Annotated in this window: 23 protein-coding genes and 1 pseudogene; 23 read left to right on the top strand and 1 reads right to left on the bottom strand. The window is 31.2% G+C overall.

The genetic code is table 11. The features are described from left to right. The first annotated feature begins 17 nt into the window (after positions 1–17). The 7 genes from JJC05_RS05675 (at position 18) to JJC05_RS05650 (ending at position 4438) form a co-directional block, all read left to right on the top strand. Complete coding sequence (locus JJC05_RS05675; RefSeq protein WP_235878821.1) at positions 18–1628, top strand: SulP family inorganic anion transporter; 1611 nt, start codon at positions 18–20, stop codon at positions 1626–1628. Positions 1629–1634: 6 nt separating this feature from the next. Continuing rightward, entirely contained in the window at positions 1635–2312 is a 678-nt protein-coding gene (locus JJC05_RS05670) for a carbonic anhydrase family protein (protein ID WP_127823602.1), read from the top strand. 2 nt (positions 2313–2314) lie between these two features. Beyond that, on the top strand, positions 2315–2950 hold the full coding sequence (gene can / locus JJC05_RS05665) for a carbonate dehydratase (RefSeq protein ID WP_235878521.1): 636 nt from the start codon (positions 2315–2317) through the stop codon (positions 2948–2950). A 47-nt stretch (positions 2951–2997) separates the two neighbouring features. Further along, the gene (locus tag JJC05_RS16810; RefSeq protein WP_258929549.1) at positions 2998–3216 is read left to right on the top strand and encodes a hypothetical protein; all 219 of its coding nucleotides are present in this window, start codon (positions 2998–3000) and stop codon (positions 3214–3216) included. Between the two features lie 105 nt (positions 3217–3321). Then, positions 3322–3717 carry a DedA family protein gene (locus tag JJC05_RS16805; protein ID WP_258929548.1) on the top strand — a complete coding sequence of 132 codons (396 nt, stop codon included), beginning with the start codon at positions 3322–3324 and terminating at the stop codon, positions 3715–3717. A gap of 106 nt (positions 3718–3823) precedes the next feature. Then, complete coding sequence (locus JJC05_RS05655) at positions 3824–3961, top strand: hypothetical protein (RefSeq protein ID WP_235878520.1); 138 nt, start codon at positions 3824–3826, stop codon at positions 3959–3961. A gap of 9 nt (positions 3962–3970) precedes the next feature. Further along, positions 3971–4438 carry a hypothetical protein gene (locus tag JJC05_RS05650; RefSeq protein WP_235878519.1) on the top strand — a complete coding sequence of 156 codons (468 nt, stop codon included), beginning with the start codon at positions 3971–3973 and terminating at the stop codon, positions 4436–4438. Between the two features lie 31 nt (positions 4439–4469). On the opposite strand, the gene JJC05_RS05645 is transcribed toward JJC05_RS05650, so the two are convergent. Beyond that, complete coding sequence (locus tag JJC05_RS05645; RefSeq protein ID WP_235878518.1) at positions 4470–5057, bottom strand: tetratricopeptide repeat protein; 588 nt, start codon at positions 5055–5057, stop codon at positions 4470–4472. 351 nt (positions 5058–5408) lie between these two features. Between JJC05_RS05645 and JJC05_RS05640 the strand changes: the two genes are divergently transcribed. From JJC05_RS05640 to JJC05_RS16765, 16 genes and pseudogenes are all read left to right on the top strand, one after another. Beyond that, the gene (locus JJC05_RS05640; RefSeq protein ID WP_235878517.1) at positions 5409–5834 is read left to right on the top strand and encodes a hypothetical protein; all 426 of its coding nucleotides are present in this window, start codon (positions 5409–5411) and stop codon (positions 5832–5834) included. A 92-nt stretch (positions 5835–5926) separates the two neighbouring features. After that, the gene (locus JJC05_RS05635; protein ID WP_235878516.1) at positions 5927–6268 is read left to right on the top strand and encodes a hypothetical protein; all 342 of its coding nucleotides are present in this window, start codon (positions 5927–5929) and stop codon (positions 6266–6268) included. A gap of 359 nt (positions 6269–6627) precedes the next feature. Then, the gene (locus JJC05_RS05630) at positions 6628–7032 is read left to right on the top strand and encodes a hypothetical protein (protein WP_105195272.1); all 405 of its coding nucleotides are present in this window, start codon (positions 6628–6630) and stop codon (positions 7030–7032) included. Positions 7033–7094: 62 nt separating this feature from the next. Then, positions 7095–9584 carry a YbcC family protein gene (locus tag JJC05_RS05625; RefSeq protein WP_258929547.1) on the top strand — a complete coding sequence of 830 codons (2490 nt, stop codon included), beginning with the start codon at positions 7095–7097 and terminating at the stop codon, positions 9582–9584. 14 nt (positions 9585–9598) lie between these two features. Further along, complete coding sequence (locus JJC05_RS16800) at positions 9599–9853, top strand: hypothetical protein (protein ID WP_258929546.1); 255 nt, start codon at positions 9599–9601, stop codon at positions 9851–9853. 32 nt (positions 9854–9885) lie between these two features. Continuing rightward, positions 9886–9987, top strand: coding sequence for a hypothetical protein (locus tag JJC05_RS18705; protein WP_374226353.1), 102 nt, complete (start codon positions 9886–9888; stop codon positions 9985–9987). A 5-nt stretch (positions 9988–9992) separates the two neighbouring features. After that, positions 9993–11360: a proton-conducting transporter transmembrane domain-containing protein gene (locus JJC05_RS05620; protein ID WP_258929544.1), complete on the top strand. Its 1368-nt coding sequence runs from the start codon at positions 9993–9995 to the stop codon at positions 11358–11360. Between the two features lie 81 nt (positions 11361–11441). Next, positions 11442–13099 (top strand): annotated as a pseudogene (locus JJC05_RS18700) (SulP family inorganic anion transporter). A gap of 30 nt (positions 13100–13129) precedes the next feature. After that, positions 13130–13576, top strand: coding sequence for a DUF2490 domain-containing protein (locus tag JJC05_RS16780; protein ID WP_258929540.1), 447 nt, complete (start codon positions 13130–13132; stop codon positions 13574–13576). Between the two features lie 37 nt (positions 13577–13613). Beyond that, the gene (locus JJC05_RS16775; RefSeq protein ID WP_258929539.1) at positions 13614–13898 is read left to right on the top strand and encodes a DUF2490 domain-containing protein; all 285 of its coding nucleotides are present in this window, start codon (positions 13614–13616) and stop codon (positions 13896–13898) included. Between the two features lie 77 nt (positions 13899–13975). Then, positions 13976–14800: a TolC family protein gene (locus JJC05_RS05605; protein WP_235878819.1), complete on the top strand. Its 825-nt coding sequence runs from the start codon at positions 13976–13978 to the stop codon at positions 14798–14800. Beyond that, the gene (locus JJC05_RS05600; RefSeq protein WP_235878515.1) at positions 14721–15110 is read left to right on the top strand and encodes a TolC family protein; all 390 of its coding nucleotides are present in this window, start codon (positions 14721–14723) and stop codon (positions 15108–15110) included. Before JJC05_RS05605 ends, JJC05_RS05600 begins: the two co-directional genes overlap by 80 nt. A gap of 112 nt (positions 15111–15222) precedes the next feature. Then, entirely contained in the window at positions 15223–15384 is a 162-nt protein-coding gene (locus JJC05_RS18010) for a hypothetical protein (RefSeq protein ID WP_309597426.1), read from the top strand. After that, on the top strand, positions 15348–16313 hold the full coding sequence (locus JJC05_RS05595) for an efflux RND transporter periplasmic adaptor subunit (RefSeq protein WP_309597463.1): 966 nt from the start codon (positions 15348–15350) through the stop codon (positions 16311–16313). The genes JJC05_RS18010 and JJC05_RS05595 overlap by 37 nt, the downstream gene beginning before the upstream one ends. Further along, on the top strand, positions 16313–17170 hold the full coding sequence (locus JJC05_RS16770) for a carbohydrate porin (protein ID WP_258929537.1): 858 nt from the start codon (positions 16313–16315) through the stop codon (positions 17168–17170). The genes JJC05_RS05595 and JJC05_RS16770 overlap by 1 nt, the downstream gene beginning before the upstream one ends. Then, a complete protein-coding gene (locus tag JJC05_RS16765) occupies positions 17140–17595 on the top strand; it encodes a carbohydrate porin (RefSeq protein WP_258929535.1) in 456 nt (151 codons plus the stop codon). The genes JJC05_RS16770 and JJC05_RS16765 overlap by 31 nt, the downstream gene beginning before the upstream one ends. Positions 17596–17598 lie beyond the last annotated feature (3 nt).

Raw genomic sequence — 17598 nt, 5'->3', positions numbered from 1 at the left:
TTATGGATTTAAATTAAATATGGGATGACAAAAAAGTAAATATTTTTGGAAACCTTGGTTCTGATTTACCCGCAGGACTAGTGGTTTTCTTAGTGGCTTTACCTTTGTGTTTAGGTATTATTGCATTGGCTTCAGGAGCTCCTCTTTTTGCAGGAATTATTTCAGGAGTAGTAGGAGGTATAGTAGTAGGATACCTTAGTAAGTCACATTTGTCCGTTTCTGGACCTGCGGCTGGACTCACCGCAATTGTTTTAACTGCAATTTCAGATTTAGGAGGCTTTAATGTTTTTTTATTAGCTGTTTTTATAGCAGGCATTATTCAAATAATTTTAGGATTTCTAAAAGCAGGAGCTATATCTAATTATTTTCCTAATAATGTAATTGAAGGAATGTTAGCCGGTATAGGAGTTATTATATTTTTAAAACAATTACCTCATGCCTTTGGTTATGATAAGGATTACGAAGGCGATTTAGCTTTTTTGCAACCCGATGGAGAAAATACCTTTTCAGAACTGTTTTCGGTTGTAGGAAATATACATTTGGGAGCTACTCTAATTACCATTATATCTTTATCTATTTTAGTTTTATGGCCTAAGATACCTATTTTGAAAGATTTGAAACTAGTTCCGTCAGCCTTAGTTGCCGTGGTAATAGGTATTATCCTAAATCAAGTTTTTGTAGGACTGGGTTCTTCTCTAGCTGTTTTAGATGGTCATTTAGTAAAATTACCTGTTCCAAAATCATTTGTAGCGTTTCAAGAGAGTTTTACAATGCCTGATTTTTCACAAATTTCAAATCAAAAAGTCTGGATTGTGGGTGTTACAATCGCGGTGGTTGCTTCTATAGAGACTTTATTATGTATTGAGGCAGCAGATAGAATGGATAAACATAAAAGATATACAGATACTAACAATGAATTAAAAGCGCAAGGAATTGGTAATTTAGTAAGTGCTCTTTTGGGAGGTTTGCCTATGACATCTGTTGTAGTTCGTACTACAGCGAATGCTAATGCAGGTAGTGAAACGAAAATGGCTGCTATTTTTCATGGTGTTTTGTTAATTTTTTGTGCAGTAGCTATACCTTCTATCTTGAATAAAATACCATTAGCTACTTTAGCGGCCGTTTTACTATTAGTAGGATATAAATTGGCTAATCCTAAAATAATCAAACATTTTTACGAACGAGGCAAATATCAGTTCATTCCTTTTATTGCAACTATGATTGGAGTGGTATTTACGGATTTACTAAAAGGAGTAGCATTGGGTTTAATAATAAGCGTGATTTTTATCTTAAAAGGAAATATGCAACGTGCTTATAATTTTAGAAAAGAAAATTATAAAGAAGGAGATTGTATTCATATAGACTTAGCTCAGGAAGTTTCTTTTTTAAATAAAGCCGCTATTAAATTAACATTGTCCTCTATTCCCGGAAACTCATCTGTCGTTATTAATGCGTCAGATACAGTGTATATAGCACATGATGTTCTGGATTTAATAAAAGAATTTAAAAAAATTAGAGCCAAAGAAGAAAATATTAATGTAAAACTAATAGGCTTTAAAGAAGCGTATGAGTTAGAAAATACAGGAGAAGAAGAAAAACATATTTATGTAGAACACACAACTAAATGAAACATAATGAGAACTCTAAATAAAGAATTACAGTCACAAATAAGTCCAAAGAATGCTCTGGAAATATTGAAAGAAGGAAACGAACGATTTGTAAATAACCTGAAAATTCATAGAGATTTGTTAGAACAGGTTAATGATACACGAGACGGACAATGGCCTTTTGCAACCATTTTGAGTTGTATAGATAGTCGTACTTCGGCAGAATTAATTTTTGATCAAGGATTAGGCGATGTTTTTTCAGTAAGAATTGCAGGTAATGTAATCAATACAGATATTTTAGGAAGTATGGAATTTGCTTGTAAAGTAGCAGGTTCTAAACTAATAGTAGTACTAGGACATACTAAATGTGGCGCCGTAAAAGGAGCTTGTGATCATATAGAAATGGGAAATCTAACAGAATTACTCTCGAAATTACAACCAGCAGTATATGAAGAACAAATGACAAAAGACAATAGAACCTCTAGTAATAGCCACTTTGTAGAAAATGTAGCACAAATTAATGTAAAGAGAACGGTAAAATCAATCTTACAAAGAAGTTATATTTTAGAACAGATGGTTGAAAATGGAATGATAGGAATTGTAGGGGGAATGTACAATATAGAAACAGGGTTAGTTGAATTTTATGAAGATTGTACATTTATAAAATCAGATATTAACTTTAATCTAAAAGAATTAATTAAGTAAAAATGGGAGATTTCTATAAAAAACTACTCGACAATAATAAAAAATGGGTCGAGGAAAAATTGAACCAAGACCCTAACTTTTTTAAAGATTTGGCGCAAGGTCAAAATCCACCTTTGTTGTGGATAGGCTGTTCCGATAGTCGTGTGCCAGCTAATGAAATTACAGGGACTAAAGCTGGAGAAGTATTTGTGCATCGAAATATTGCCAATATGGTGGTGCATACTGATATGAATATGTTAAGTGTGTTAGATTATGCAGTGAATGTGCTGAAAGTAAAACACATCATTGTTTGTGGTCATTACGGCTGTGGTGGCGTAAAAGCCGCGATGGGTAATGGCTCCTATGGGGTTATCGACAATTGGATTCGTCATATTAAAGATATTTACCGTTTTAATAAAGAACGATTGAATACGATAACCAATGAAGAAGAGCGATTGAATACGTTTGTCGAACTGAATGTAAAAGAACAAGTGTTAAACTTAGCCAAGACCTCTATCGTGCAATCGGCTTGGAAAAACGGACAAGAATTGTTTTTACACGGTTGGGTATATGGTTTAAACTCTGGTTATGTAACTGATTTAAAAGTAAATTTCTCTTGTAATTCTGATTTACATGAAATGTATCAATTGGATATTTAAATTTTAAGAATAAATTAAATTAATTTATAAAAGGCGATTGTACCAAAATGAGTACCTTCGCCTTTTTGTTAAAAATAAAATCAGTATTGATGAAAGATTTTAATTGGTTGCAATTATTAAACCCAGAGTTTTATATCTTATTAGAATTCGGAGGAATCAAAATTGGATTAATTGTAGTATTGTTTATCGTTTTTGCCGAAACTGGTTTATTAGCAGGCTTTTTCTTGCACCGGAGACAGTTTGTTGTTTTTGGCAGGTATTTATAGCGAAACCTTGATGAGTCAAATTTCGTTAGGAAATGATTTTTTAAACGTAACCGTTTTTGCCGCCTTAGTTGGAATGATGGGCGTTTTAGGCAATATGACAGGCTATTGGTTTGGTGCCAAAAGCGGGAATTACCTTTACAATCAAAAAGACACTTTCTTTTTAAGAAAAAATATTTGTACCAAGCCAAAGAGTTTTTCGACAAATACGGAAATCGCGCCATTGTATTTGCGCGTTTTCTACCTATCGTACGTACGTTTGCACCCGTAGTAGCGGGTATTGTAGAAATGGATAAAAAGAAATTCATGTTTTACAATATAGTAGGTTCGTTCCTATGGGCATTTTCCATGATTTTTGCAGGGCATTATTTACACGCGCTGTTCTTAGATAGCTTCGGAATCGACCTGAAACATTACATCGAGTTTATCGTAATTGGTATTGTTGGTTTTACCACAGTGCCTGTGTTATGGAAAATTTTGAAGAAAAAGGCGCATATTGAGTAGTTGTGTGAGATTATATCCTAACTAATCGATAAATAGTAATCAAAGAGTTTTGGAACAAAATTTGTTGTATATTCAAAAACAATAATTACTTTTGTATCAGTTAATTATGAAAGCACAAACACTACATATAGAAACTCCAACTAAAGAAGTACTTGAATTCTTTAGAAAGCTTCGTGCTACAAAAGAAGAAAACAAAGCAAAATTAATTGCAAAAAAAGACACATATTTCCCTAAATCTAAATAATTTTTCATTTTGGAGTTGGAGAAAGAAATTCCTTTTGTCACAGAAGAAGGTTATGAATATCTTGTAAGTTTTATCGAATTTTCTGCTAATGGAATCGAATATGATATCCCAATTGTAGATGTTTCAATTACTTTAATGAGTAATGATGTTGAAAATAACTCAATTAAAACTTTAAACAAGTTTGCAGATATAATTGATGATTATTTAAAAGAGCATAATGTTGTTTTGTATTATTACTGTGATACTGCTCCAATTAAAATGAGAGCTAATAGAAAAGAAACAATGTTGCCTCAAGAATTTAGAAGTAAATTATTCTCTTCGATGTTTAATCAAAGAAACTTCGAAAATTATGTCCTTAAAGAAATAAAAATATCTGATTCTGAAAGAGGAGATCACTTTACTTCTTTAATTTCGAACCTAAATAATATCGATAAAATTCAACTTATAGAAACTGACTTACAGAAATTCAACAAATAGTCAAACTGTATGTCACCTGCTGGCGTTTTCATCAGTCGCAAGTTATAAATTCTTTTTTTTCTGCAATACTTGATGTCAATTTTATTGCCTTTTTGTAATTTAAACAAGCATTGTCAATTTGTCCAAGTTTCCATTGAGCCTTTGCTTTGCACAATAAAACGTAATCAATATTTCCAATGGACTTTATAGCTACGTCATAGTCCATTATGGCCTTTTCGTATAATCCTTTTTCATAAAAAGATTCTCCTCGCATTACGTTTAAGTCAGGGTTTTCTTTAGATTTTGCAATCTTAAGTGCTTCATTTAGTTGTCCGATAGCTATATCATATTTTTTCAAATAAATCATCAGTCTTGCATAATTTCGTCTTGCTTGCCAATATTTAGGTTTGAGTTTTATAGCCATTAAGTAGTAGTCTGACGCTTTAGTAACTGTAGTGCTGTCAAGAGAAAACATTTTTGCTTTTGTAGAATTGTTTGCACGTTCAAAGTATTCTTCGGCTGTTTCTAATTTCTCAAACTTTGAGTTTTTTGTAGAGCCTTTAGATATATTGTTTTGAGCTATAATATCGTTACACATTATCAAAACTAATAAATCAACAAATATTATTGTTTTTTTCATTGTCAGTTGTCTTTTTATACTGTCAGCTACGCTTGCAGGTAACTTATTAATAGCCAGTCTCAATCCCAAGTTTGTTTATTGATTTCATCGAAACAATACAAAAGCGTATTTCGCTAACTAAAATTGTTTCTAATTCCAAAAATAGAAAATCTGAATATATTATGTATCTAACGGACTGATGATTTTTCGCAAACTTTTGGAAGTTTTAAAAAAGTAAAAAGTGGTTATTATTGATACTTTGAATTTAAAGAAATTATGCTGTTATGCGAAGTTATAAGAGTGTTAATTATGGCCTAAATTATTGAAAAGTCTTTTTTTTAATTTATATTTGTTATTAAATAATTTTTAATCATGATAACACTAGACCACAATAATTTGAGCGAAAATGTTAAGCATGCTTATAATTTGAGTGAAAAATTCAATAAAGAATCTAGAAGTAAAATTACTCTTGGTTCAGATGAACATTTAGATGTTATTTCTCAAAATACTGAGGTTTTTAATCAATTGATAGGAATATTATCTCTTGTAAATAATCTTGTAGAAAAAAAATTTCCTTCAGACAAGCAGGAAGCAGAAGAGTTAAAGTTGGCTTTGCATTCTCTACATAGTTCACTAGACTTGTTTGTTAATAAAATAAAAGTGTCCGATAGTTCTTATAGTGAATCAGTAATACAGTTAGAAGCTGAAACTGCACAAATAGTAGAGTATATAAATGATATTAATGATTTTATACTTTCTGATGAAGAATTTATTTCTGATGATTTTTTTGCGGAATAATAATTTTTTATATGCTGAAATTTCAATCTATTTCCGTCTTTCAAGAATCGTTTAAAAAGCTTTCCAATAGTTATAATACAATAAAGTTTGATTTGACAGATGAATTTTCTGGCTTGTCTTTTGAAGATATTTTTGCTAAAAAATACGTTTTGAAAGATTCTGGAATTGCTAAAATCTTAAAAATTAGGATAGTAAATTCAGAGCAAAATAAAGGTAAAAGTTCTGGTTTTAGAATACTTCTTATAGCTGATAGTAGAACTTCTGAAGTAATATTTTTAAATATTTTTGCAAAAACAGGTACTGACGGAAAAGATAATATAGGTAGAGAAGAATTAAAAGAATGTTTATCAATATATAAGTCTGAAAAAAAAGCAAATACTTTGGTTGAATTAGACCCAAAAGATTCATTCAATATTAAAGTCTCAATTTCTTAGATTTTACAAATAATTTAACACACCTCATAAATAGCCAGTCTAACCACAAGTTTGTTTATTGATTTGATTGAAACAATACAAAAGCGTATTTAGCTAACTAAAATTGTTTCTATTTCCAAAAATAGAAAATCTGAGCATATTATGTATCTAACGGACTGATGATTTTTCGCAAACTTTTTTCGGTTTTATATCTCGACTATGAACTTTTTAAAAGTGTGAATCATGATATCGATAGCTTGTAAAAAAATGGCTTCGAAACCTAACAGGTCTTTAAGACCTGTTAGGTTTACTTAAATTCCCCATATAATTTTCTCAAAAAAATAAATTATTAAAAAGACTTTTGTAAATTTGCTCCCTATATGACTAGAAAAGAATTAAATACTAAAAATACCACTGGAAGCAAAGGATTCTACTCTTTGCTTTTAGCTTTTTTATTGTTTTTTTCTTTAAGTGCCAATAGTATTTCTTTTGCTCAAGCCTTATCTACTCATACTTTTAAGATTGAAAAAACCAAAGTAAAGCAAGGGAAGGCTTTAACTGTGCAACAAACCGCAGATGAAGACGAAGAACTGGCTGAACTTGATATAGATGATGAAGATGACTTAGAAGACGGACATCTACTTGCTGTATTTCAATATTTTCAAGACCTACTTGCGCCACTTACTTCTGAGAAAGTAGTTGCTAAGTCAGCTGTATCTTTAGGCGTTTCCTATAAAAAACCACTGTATATTTTATACTGCAATTGGAAATTCCATTTGTCTTAATTAATGTCCTTTAAGATGTTTTTACATCCCTAAATTGGGTATTAATTAAATATTTCCTAAAAATGAATCTAACAAATTCGCGATTTGTGGAGCATGATGTGCTTCACGAGCTATCACATTATTTACCTGCACAAAATCCATTAAAAGACTTTGTGCACCATAATACGCTACATGCTTTTCAAAAACAATCCTTTTTTGATGCGCTGCATCAAGCATCTGTAGTATTTGGATATAAGACCTATCTACCATTAACAGAGTTCAGAACTAAATATACTAACGGTGAAATTCCAAAAGAAATTCTGAAAAAAGTAATATATGACCGTAAACTGGAATACTCGTATGAATTATGGCAGCACAAAGTGTTACATGAAAAATATGATGAATCTTTATCTTCTAGAATAGGTCGTATCCGTTCTTTGTGGAAAGAGCGTTATGCAATGAATTTAGACAAGGCAACACATGGTATTTTATTTAGAGTACTCTGTAGTTATTTAGATCAAGGAATTTCAGTGTGGTCTTTTCCAGTACATAACAAAGGTTTTTTAACTTCTATAAAAGAGCTAGATAAAAACGGTATTACAGGCTTTTTCAAGACATCAAGAGCAAAAAAATTGTTGCAAGAAGATGTAAGTATAGAAGAATTGCTACATCTCGTTGTAGGTAATGAAGCTTATTATACACACTATTTGTTTGATCAACAGTTTTCGCATCCTGGTTGGAGTGGAATGGTAGCAACATTAGAGCAAAATCCAACTTCATTACTAGCCAAGAAAAATATTACATTACAAGAACTTATAAAGTTTGAATTGTTATTAGAAATTGATCTTTTAGATCAAAAATTTGGAGAAAAATGGAAACCAATTGCTTACGATCTACAACAAGTACCAGAAGAAATCTTTTCCATTCCGCAATATTCCGAATATTTTGAAGTATTGTCTATATGGCAAGAAGCTTTTGAATGGAGTTTTTATAATCAAGCATTATTAGGAATCCAACAAACCAATACAGAAACACAACCTAAAAAACAAATTAGTTTTCAGGCCATGTTTTGTATGGATGATAGAGAATGTTCTCTTAGACGATACATAGAAGAAGAAGATCCCAATGCTCAAACTTTTGGTACAGCAGCATTTTTTAATTTTGAATTTTTCTACCAGCCTATAGAAGGAAAATTCTTTACCAAACTATGCCCGGCTCCAATAACACCAAAATATTTGGTAAAAGAATTACCAAGAAAGAAAAAACATGCTACAGATCTTCATTATCATAAAGGTACGCATTCTTTGTTATTCGGATGGCTAATAAGTCAGTCGTTAGGTTTTACATCTGCGTTTAAATTATTTGTAAATATTTTTAAGCCTACCATTACACCCGCAACATCAGCTTCATTTAAACACCTAAATAAGAAGTCACAATTAGTCATTGAAAATGAAAATGGTTTACAAGAAGGAAATCTACAAGTAGGATTTACAATAGAAGAAATGGCTACTCGTGTAGAAGGGTTATGCAGATCTATAGGATTAGTAAAAGATTTTGCTTCTATAGTATACGTAGTAGGACATGGTGCTACCAGTGTAAATAATACTCATTTTGCAGGTTATGACTGTGGTGCTTGTAGTGGAAGACCCAGTTCTGTAAATGCTAAAGTATTATGTTTTGCAGCTAATCATCCCGAAGTGCGAACTCTTTTATCAAAAAAAGGAATTAATATACCAGATACAACTCAATTTTTACCAGCATTACATGATACAACTCGTGACGAAATTGAATTTTATGATGAAAAGGTATTAAGTCAAATTAATTTAAATATTCACCTCAATAACAAGAAAACCTTTGAAATAGCTTTAGACAAAAATGCTGTCGAGCGTTCTCGTCGCTTCGAAATTATAACCAAATCAGATAATTTAAAAAAAGTACATGAATCCGTAAAACTTCGATCAGTTTCTTTGTTTGAACCAAGACCAGAACTAAATCATGCCACTAATGCCTTGTGTATAGTAGGAAGAAGGACAGTATCCGAACAGTTATTTTTAGATAGACGTTCTTTTCTTAACTCTTTTGATTATCAGGTAGATCCTAAAGGAGATTATTTAGCAGGAATATTAAATGCCGTAGCTCCAGTAGGAGGAGGAATCAACTTAGAATATTATTTCTCTAGAGTAGATAATCATAAGTTGGGAGCAGGATCAAAATTACCTCATAATGTTATGGGATTAATAGGTGTTGCTAACGGAATTGATGGCGATTTACGACTCGGATTACCTAATCAAATGATAGAAGTACATGATCCAGTTAGATTACTAGTAATAGTAGAACATTTTCCAGAAGTAGTAAAGTATGCCATTACCAAAAATATGGCCACTTATGAATGGTTTTATAATGAATGGGTTAATCTAGTCGTATTTCATCCAGAAACCAAGCAACTTTTCCGATTTGTTAAAGGAAACTTTGAGTTGTATAAACCCATAAAGGTTACGCTGGAGAATATTGATAACACACTTCAGTATACACAAACCAGTATGGATAATTTAAAAGTAGGTATTATTAAATAATAAGAAGTAAGGATATGTGGAATGAAATTTTAATAGCATTTGTGTTAATTCCTTTTGCTGGTTTCTTTATTAGTTTTTGGTTGCCAGAAAAAAAGGAATCATGGTTGTCTTGGACCGTATTAAGTACCGTTATAATTCAATTATTTACATTGACTGTATTTTTGTTTTATTGGGTGATAAAAGGAGCAAAACCCTTTAATCTTTTTGAAGTTAGTTTAGTAAAAACAAATCATTATGAGTTTTTTATTGATTTCTTTTTGATAAAGTAACAGCCGTTTACCTATTTGTAGGAGCTTTATTAATTTCAATGGTTACAATCTATAGTCGTTATTATCTACATCGAGAAAAAGGATATAAGCGTTTCTTTATGACCGTTTTATTTTTCTTTTTGGTTATAATCTAGCTGTATTGTCAGGAAATTTTGAAACCTTATTTATAGGTTGGGAAATTATAGGTATTTCATCCTTCTTATTAATAGCATTTTACAGAGAGCGTTATTTACCCGTAAAAAATGCGTTTAAGGTATTTTCTATCTATCGTATTGGAGACGTTGGTTTATTATTGGCTATGTGGGCAAGTCATCATTTATTTCATGAAAATATTACTTTCATGAAAATGCATAATTATGAGTTAATAAGTGAACATCTTCAAACCCATTCCTTTATTGGCGTTTTTATAGGATTGTGTTTAGTATGTGCGGCAGCTGTTAAATCAGCTCAAGTCCCTTTTTCTTCCCGGTTGCCTCGCGCCATGGAAGGACCAACGCCTTCAAGTGCTATTTTTTATGGCTCTTTATCAGTGCATTTAGGAGTATTTCTGATGTTACGTACTCATCCTTTCTGGGAACACCAAACATCGTTACGAATAGCAATTGGTTTAATGGGGGTATTAACAAGTTTCCTAGCTACTTTCATGGCACGTGTGCAATCCTCTGTAAAAAGTCAAATTGCTTATAGCTCTATTTCTCAAATAGGATTGATTTTTTTAGAAATAGCACTTGGTTTTGAAACTTTGGCTCTACTTCATTTTGCTGGTAATGCCTTTTTAAGAACTTATCAGCTTTTAGTATCGCCTTCTGTTGTAAGTTACTTAATAAGAGAACAATTTTATCATTATGAACCAATAGAACATACATTTGAAGATTCTTTGCCTAAACGATTGGAATATGCTCTTTATATTTTAAGTGTAAAAGAATTTAATTTAGAAAAAATAGTAAACTTTTTTCTTTGGAAACCTCTCAAATCTATTGGAAAACTATTGAATTTTTTGAATCTAAAAAGAACTTTTATTCTTTTTGTACCAATTTATATAGGAGGAATTTTGTTACTAAATAGACAAACCAATTTACCAGAACAAATAAATAACAGACTACCCGATTTTTTTGCCTTTATAGGTTTAATATCCGTCTTTAAATCATTTTCTGAACGGAAAAGCCCTTTCGTAGCTTGGGTATTAATCATATTTAATCATTTTTGGATAGTATTAGCTATTTTATTTAATGAAAAAGTAGATTTTTACGAAGTTTCGTTATATCTCACAGGAATAATAATTGCCGGAATACTCGGCTATATAGCACTCGTTAAATTAAGTAAAATAGAAAATGAAACGTCATTAAATCAATATTTAGGACATGTATATGAACATCCTAAGTTTGCTTTGTTTTTCTTAGTTGCTGCTCTTGGCGTAACAGGCTTTCCTATTACAACTACTTTTATAGGTGAAGACCTTTTATTTAGTCACATAGAAAGTAACCAGGTTGTATTGGCCTTTTTATAGCGAGTAGTTTTGTGGTTTCTGGAATTGCCAGTATTCGTATTTATACGCGCTTGTTTTTAGGACCACATATTAAAACCTATCATGAATTACCTTATAAATCTTCTTAGAAAAAAAAATAACATCATTATGAGCAAAAATAAATTAAATATTCCAGCTGATGGATTAGCAGGATTAAAAGAAAACTTTTCTTCTGATGCCTTGTCAGGATTTTTAGTGTTTTTATTAGCATTACCATTAAGTATGGGAATTGCTCAAGCATCTGATTTTCAGCCTATATATGGTCTTGTGACCGCTATGGTTGGAGGTCTTTTTGTATCCTTAATAGCAGGCTCTAAATTAACTATTAAAGGACCAGCTGCAGGATTGATCGTTATTGTGGCGGGTGCAGTAGCAGAATTTGGCGGAGGGGAACAAGGATGGAAATACGCTTTAGGGGCAATTGTAATAGCAGGTGTATTACAAGTTTTGTTTGGTGTTTTGAAATTCGGTAAACTGAGTGATTTCTTTCCTCTGTCAGCAGTCCACGGGATGTTAGCTGCTATTGGATTGATAATTATTAGTAAACAAATACATGTTTTGTTAGGACAAAACCCATTAACAGAAGAAGGGAAACCTATGGTTGAACCATTGGAATTATTAAGTGCCATCCCACATACTATAACAAATCCTAATATGACAGCTATGCTGGTAGGTGTAGTAAGTTTATTAATCGTTTTTGGATGGCCAATGATAAAACAACCATTACTAAAAAAATACCAGCTGCTTTAGTTGTATTAGTCGTAGCAATACCACTTTCATTTGTACTAGGTTTACAAAATATTTTAGATGATAAAGGAGCTCCTAAGTATTTAGTACATTTTGGTAAAGGATTATTAGATACTTTAGCTGTGAACGTTAGTTTTGGAGGCTTATCACAAATAGGAGTTTTTATAAAATATGTTGTAATGTTTGCTCTCGTAGGAAGTTTAGAAGCTTTACTTACAGTGAAAGCTATTGATATGATGGATCCTTTTAAGCGTAAATCAGATTATAATAAAGATTTAATAGCAGTTGGCGTAGGTAATATAATAGCCGGAATATTAGGAGGATTACCAATGATTTCTGAAGTAGCTCGTTCTTCTGCCAATGTAAATAATGGAGGGAAAACACGTTGGGCTAACTTTTTTCATGGATTTTTTATTTTAATTTTTTTACTTTTGGCAGTTAAATTTAGTGATTTGATCCCTAAGCCCGCTTTAGCAGCTATGTTGATAGGTGTAGGATATAAATTAGCGCATCCAAAAGAATTTATTCACACCTTTGAAATAGGAAAAGAACAATTAGCAATTTTTTTAACAACTATCGTATTTACTCTGGCTACAGATTTGTTGGTAGGTATAGGTGTGGGTATGTTATTAAAAATGATAATACATATAATTAACGGAACGCCTTTGTCGTCCTTCTTTAAAGCGCCTACAGAAGTTTCTTTTCAAGGAGATAACTATTATGTAAAAATTAGTAAAGCAGCTATTTTTACTAACTTCCTTGGCATTAAAAGGAAATTAGAAGAAATACCAACAGGTTTTACCATAACAATTGATTTAAAAGACACAAAATTAGTAGATCACTCCGTTATGGAAAGCTTGGAGCACTTTAAACATGATTATGAAACACATGATAATAGTAAGGTAATCATTAAAGGACTAGAAAATCATAAGGCACTGTCTAGTCATAGATTAGCAGGACAAATAGCTAAGTAATTTTAAAATAATTTAAAATTTAAAAATATAATGAAATTTAATATTAAAAGAATAGGAGTATTATTAATGCTCCTATTCCTAATCATAGAAACTACTACGCAAGCTCAAGTAATAAATCACAATAATGATATTTGGTTTCATTATTTGGGTAAAAATAAGTTAAACAAAAAAGTATCCTTTACCTTAGAAGCCACTATGCGCTATGCTAACGGATTTGATGAAAAACAACAATATTTTATTCGACCATCCCTTGATTATCAGTTTAATAAAAGCTTTGTGGGAAGTATTGGTTATTCACATTACAATACCTATGTATATGGAGAATATTCTATAAACAAAACAAATATTCCAGAAGATCATATCTGGATACAGGTTACCCATACAGCAAATAGTGGTGATTTTAAATTTACAAATCGTTTACGTGATGAATACCGTTTAGTAGGAATTCCTTTAAAAAAAAACAGATGGAGATTATGAAATAGATCATTATGATTATAGAAATCGCTTACGTTATATGTTCATTCTTAATCATCCTTTAATAAAAGATGCTGACGGTAAGTCTAAAATGTTTTTAAATATAGGGAATGAGGTGTTTATAAATATAGGCGTAAAAGAAGCAAAAACGTTAGTGCAACAAAATAGAGTAATAGCAGGATTTGGTTATAACCTAAATGAACACCATCAAATACAATTAAATTATATCCATCAAAATAATTGGAATTTAGGAAATACTATTCAAGAAAATAACCCTACGCTTAGAATTTCCTACCTTACAAATTTTGATTGGTACAATAAATAAGATATATTTAAGTTATTTATTGCTATAAATCAAGTAACTTACATTTTGAAAAAATAAAAAAAAATGTTTAAAAAAGTATTAAAAGGCTTTTTTTATGCCTTATTGTAAATCCTATTTATTCACAAAAAGCACTCAATCTAAAAGAATGCGAAATAGCTTTAAAAAAAAATAATTTACAGCTAATTGCTCAACAATATAATCTTGAAGCATCCAAGGCACAAATTATACAAGCAAAAGTTTGGCAACAGCCCATAGTGTCAGGTGAATTAAATTTTTATAACCCAGAAAAAGGTATCTTTTTTGACGCAGGTACAACAGGTCAGAAAGGATTTGCTATTCAGCAATTAATCTATATGGGAGGTAAAAAGCAAAATGAAATAGCTTTTGCAAAATCAAACTCTCAGCTTGCGGAGTTACAATTTGAACAGGTATTGTTAAGTTTAAAATATCAATTAGCTCAAAACTTTTCAAGTGTTTACTTCGATAGCCAAAAAATAAAAGTACTTAATGAACAAATTGAAAAATTAGAATCTTTATTAGGAGCTTATAATGAACAAGCAAAAAAAGGAAACGTTTCCTTAAAAGATGTGGTACGTTTACAAACACTTGTTTTAGGACTAAAAAATGAGAAGGTTTCCATTACAAAAGATATTATTTCAAATCAACAAACGTTATCATTAATAACAGGAATTACTGAAATAATCGAACCCGTAGTAAATGAAAAAGAGTTGTTAGATACTTATGCTACAACCTTGCTTTCTAAAGAAGAAATGAAGAAAAAACTAATCGAAAATAATCCTGACTATTTATGGACAAAAAAAAATGATGGAAAGCCAAGAATTATATGTAAAATGGCAAAGGTCTTTAAACACACCAGATATTACTTTAGGAGGTTCTTATGATCAAGCAGGAGGAGCATTTAAAAATCAAGTAAATTTAACGTTTGCGCTTCCTTTACCTCTTTGGAGACAAAATAAAGGAAACGTAGCGGTAGCTAAAGCACAATTGGAGCAAAGTAAGACCAACTTAGCATACAAGAAACAAGAACTTGAAAATAGTTTAGATGTAGCCTACTTGATATGGCAACAACAAATGCAACAATACAAAGGGATTACTTCAGATATGAAACAAGATTTAGAAAAAGTTTACGAAGGTATCTTATCTAATTTTCAAAAAGAAATATTAACCTTCTTGAATTTACGGACTTTTTAGAAAGTTATAATGAAGCCGTAATTCAACAAAACGAGATTAAAAAACAATGGGTAATTTCAGGTCTAGAAATTAATTATATAACAAATAGCCAAATTTTTAAACAATAAGAGATATGAAATTTTGCAATGTATTTACTGCAATGATAACCAGTATTTTTTTTATGACGCTCGGCTCATGTAAAGAAGAGAAAAAAGAAGAAGTAAAAGAATCTTTTTCTCTTACAGATAAAATGCTAACATCTACAAAAACAATAGATGTAAAAAAGAACAATTAAAAAACGAAATCCAGTTTTTTGGAAAAATAACGGCCGATAACAATAAATATATCGAAGTATATCCAGTGGTAGGAGGAAACGTAACAAAAGTATATGTACAACTAGGAGATTACGTTCAAAAAGGACAGCTATTAGCAACAATCAAAAGTACCTCAGTAGCAGGTTTTCAAAAAGATTACGACGATGCTAAAAATGAAGTAGTTGTGGCAAAAAGTAATCTAAAAGCCGCACAAGAAATGTATGAAGGCAAACTAAATACAGAACGAGATGTCTTAGAAGCAAAGAGTGCTTACAATAAAGCATTAGCACAGTTAAAAAGAGCACAAGAAACCAACGCAATTTATCAAGTACATGCTGGATCCATTTTTGAAGTTCGTGCCCCTATAACAGGATTTATAACCCAAAAATCCATCAATGAAAATACCTTGTTACGCGATGACAAAACAGATAATATATTTGATATAGCACAAATTAGTAAAGTATGGGCCATTGCCAATATTAATGAGAGTGATATAGAATTGGTAAAAGTAGGAGAAAAAGCAGAGGTTACTACCTTAAGCTATCCAGATAAAAAATTTTATGGAAAAGTAGATAAAATTTTTAATATCATTAATCCAGATACTAAAGCCATGAGTGCTCAAATTGTTTTAGATAATCCTAAATTTTTATTAAAACCAGAAATGCGTGCCAATATAATCCTGTCTTACAAAGAAAATGATTATATGTTAGCAGTACCTTCTAATGCCGTTATATTTGATAAAAGTAAAAATTTTGTGATGATTTTTAAATCCCGTTCTAATATTGAAACACGTCAAGTTGAGGTATTTAGACAAGTAGGCGATGTAACCTTTATTTCAGGAGGATTAAATGAAGGAGAAAAGGTTATTACCAATAACCAATTATTAATTTATGATGCTTTAAACGACTAATGAAAAAAATAATTTACATTACAGTATTTCTATCTGCCCTAAAAAGTCTTTCACAAGTTAACGACACGATAAATCATAGAAAAGGATTTACCATTCATGCACAAACAACAGTTATTAATCAGACAAAGGCTGGTTTTAATGCTCCTTATTCAGGAGATAATAGTTTAACCCTAACTAATGAAAGCAAAACCTCTATGACAGGTACCCTTTATTTAGGTGCAAAATTATGGAAAGGAGCAAGTATTTACCTTAACCCTGAAATAGCAGGAGGTTCTGGGCTTAGTGAAGCTTTAGGTTTAGGAGGGGCTACAAATGGCGAAACCTTTAGAATAGGTAATCCCGAACCAAAAATTTATGTAGCGAGAATGTTTTTCAAACAAATATTCGATTTGAACAGAGGTGAACACAAAAAAGATATTCAAAATTATTTTCATAATCACAGTGATTTTAACCAGTTAGATGAATATATACCCAACAATTATCTAGCCTTTACAATTGGAAAGGTAAGTCTTGCCGACTTTTTTGATGATAACCGCTATAGCCATGATGCGCGTACGCAGTTTATGAACTGGGGATTAATGGCTAATGGCGCTTGGGATTATGCCGCCAACACACGGGGTTATACACCTGCGATTGTATTAGAATATGTAACACCTAAACATGAATTACGATACGGTACAGCCTTATTGCCTTTAGCAGCTAACGGTAATGATATGAATTGGAATTATCCAAAATCATCATCCCACAATTTAGAATATACCTATAAATTTAAATTAAATAATAGGCTCGGAGCTATAAGAGCACTTACCTTTTTAATGCTACTTATATGGGTGATTATCAAAAAAGTATTGCACTAAATCCCTTTAGTCCAGATACAAAAAATGTACGGACTTATGGCGGTACCAAGTTTGGTTTTGGTTTGAATGCTGAACAAGAATTAGCCGATGATTTTGGTGTTTTTGCTCGTTTAAGTTGGAATGATGGAAAATATGAAACTTGGGCATTTACAGAAATTGATAAAAGTTTTAGTTTAGGAGGAGTCTTAAACGGAAATCGTTGGAATCGCAAAAACGATGTATTCGGACTGGCTTATTTAATTAACGGATTGTCCAAACCTCATCAAAATTATCTAAAAGCGGGAGGAAAAGGATTTATGTTAGGAGATGGTTATTTAAATTATACTCCAGAACATATTGTAGAAACCTATTATGCAGCAGAGCTAGTAAAAAATCAAATGTATCTAACAGGAACTTATCAATTTATATTAAATCCTCGGTTATAATGC

Source organism: Flavobacterium davisii (assembly GCF_019565505.1).
In the GTDB taxonomy this organism is placed as follows: domain Bacteria; phylum Bacteroidota; class Bacteroidia; order Flavobacteriales; family Flavobacteriaceae; genus Flavobacterium; species Flavobacterium davisii.
Note: the sequence above shows the minus strand (reverse complement) of the source record. Positions and strands in the feature narration are given on the sequence as shown.